Source organism: Streptomyces sp. WAC05292 (genome assembly GCF_003949955.1).
In the GTDB taxonomy this organism is placed as follows: Bacteria; Actinomycetota; Actinomycetes; order Streptomycetales; family Streptomycetaceae; genus Streptomyces; species Streptomyces globosus.
This window is the reverse complement of sequence record NZ_RPSE01000671.1, coordinates 1-1,830: the sequence shown is the minus strand read 5'-3', so window position 1 is coordinate 1,830 and position 1,830 is coordinate 1. Positions and strand designations below refer to the sequence as shown.

Annotated in this window: 2 protein-coding genes; one reads left to right on the top strand and one right to left on the bottom strand. The window is 76.4% G+C overall.

The features are described from left to right. The first annotated feature begins 309 nt into the window (after positions 1–309). Positions 310–1,071 (top strand): class I SAM-dependent methyltransferase, encoded by a 762-nt coding sequence (locus EF903_RS32250; RefSeq protein ID WP_125548494.1) that lies wholly within the window; start codon positions 310–312, stop codon positions 1,069–1,071. On the opposite strand, the gene EF903_RS32245 is transcribed toward EF903_RS32250, so the two are convergent. Further along, on the bottom strand, positions 1,064–1,830 hold a 767-nt coding region (locus EF903_RS32245; protein WP_148142645.1), incomplete at its 5' end, for an AMP-binding protein. The genes EF903_RS32250 and EF903_RS32245 overlap by 8 nt on opposite strands.

Here is a 1,830-nt window from a genome sequence, read left to right as displayed (position 1 = left end):
GGGGGGGCGGTCGTGGGGGGTGCGGTCGTTGGTAGGGTGGGGGTGGTCCCCCCGTGACGCCCTCCCGCCCGTGTCGCGGTCCCGGTGGGGGCCCCTTGTCCCCCGGGGTCCCCGCGGGGAGCACGACACGGGGGGAAGCACGACACGGGGGAAGCACCACCGCACCACGTACGACCGCACCACGCACGACCGCACCACCGCACGGCCGGCCCGTCCGGCCGGTGACGGCGGCCGCGGTGGCCCGGAGGGGGAGCCACCGCGGCCGCCGTGCGTGCGCGTACGGCCGCCGGGCCGCTTTAGGGTGGGGGCGTGTTCACCTCACAGGGTCCGAGCCTGCGCGAGCTCGCCGTCCAGGCCTTCTCCTCGGTCGAGCGGGGATACGACCTCCTCGCGCCGAAGTTCGACCACACGCCCTTTCGCACCCCGGACCGCATCCTCGACGCCGTCGAGGAGGCCCTCGCCGCGTCGGAGGGCTCCTTCGGGGACGGCCTCGACGTCTGCTGCGGCACCGGGGCGGCGCTCGGCATGCTGACGCGGCTCTGCCGGGGCCGCGTCACCGGCGTCGACCTCAGCGCGGGCATGCTCGCCGAGGCGGAGCGCGCCCACGGCGCCGCCGGCCGGGTCGGCTTCGTCCGCGCCGACGCCCGCGCCCTGCCGGCCGAGCTGGCCGGCGGCCACGACCTGGCGGTCAGCTTCGGCGCGTTCGGGCACTTCCTGCCCGATGAGCGGCCCGCCCTGTTCTCCGGCGTGTACGGGGCGCTGCGCCCCGGCGGGGTGTTCGCGTTCCCGATCGGGGCTCCGCTGCCGCCGTCGTCGCCGCTGTGGTGGGCGGCGGCCGGGTTCGACGCGGTGATGCGGGTGCGGAACGCGGTGTGGCGGCCGCCGTTCGTCATGTACTACCGGACGTTCCCGTGGAGCGGGGTGCGCCGGGACCTGGCGGCGGCCGGGTTCGCGGTGGAGACCATGCCGCTGGAGCACTTCGGGCGGCGCCCGGACGGCAGCCCCCGCTGGCGCCTGGTCCTGGCCCGCAAGCCGGTCCGGACGCCTGTGCCGGCCGGTCGGCTCAGGTGACGGGCGGGCGGGCGGTGCGCAGGGCGCGTTTGAGGACCTTGCCGCTCGCGTTGCGCGGGAGTTCGGCGAGGAACTCCACGGTCCGCGGCACCTTGTAGTTGGCCATCTCGCGGCGCGCCCAGGCGATCAGGTCGTCGGCGGTGAGCGTCGAGCCGGGCCGGCGGACCGCGTACGCCTTGCCGACCTCGCCGAGGCGCGGGTCGGGGACGCCGACGACGGCGACGTCCGCGATGTCGGGGTGGAGGCCGAGGAGCTGCTCGATCTCGGCGGGGTAGGCGTTGAAGCCGCCGACGATGAACATGTCCTTGATGCGGTCGGTGATGCGCAGGTTCCCGGCGTCGTCGAGGACGCCGACGTCTCCGGTGCGCAGCCAGCCGTCGGGGGTGAGGGCGCGGGCGGTCTCCTCGGGGTCCTCGAAGTAGCCCTGCATCACCTGGTGGCCGCGGACGAGGACCTCGCCGGGCCGGCCTGCGGGCAGGGCGCGGCCGTCGGGGCCCGCGATGCGGACCTCGGTGCCGGGGACGGCGCGCCCGGAGGTGGTCGCGACGATGTCGTCGGGGTCGCCGCGGCGGCACATGGTGACGAGGCCGGCGGCCTCGGAGAGCCCGTAGGCCGTGAGGACGGTGGCGATGCGGAGTTCGCCGCGGAGCCGTTCGACGAGGCGGAGGGGGACGACGGCGGCGCCGGTGACGACGAGGCGCAGCGCGGACAGGTCGTGCCGGTCGCGCCGGGGGTGGTCGAGGAGGGACTGGTGGAGGG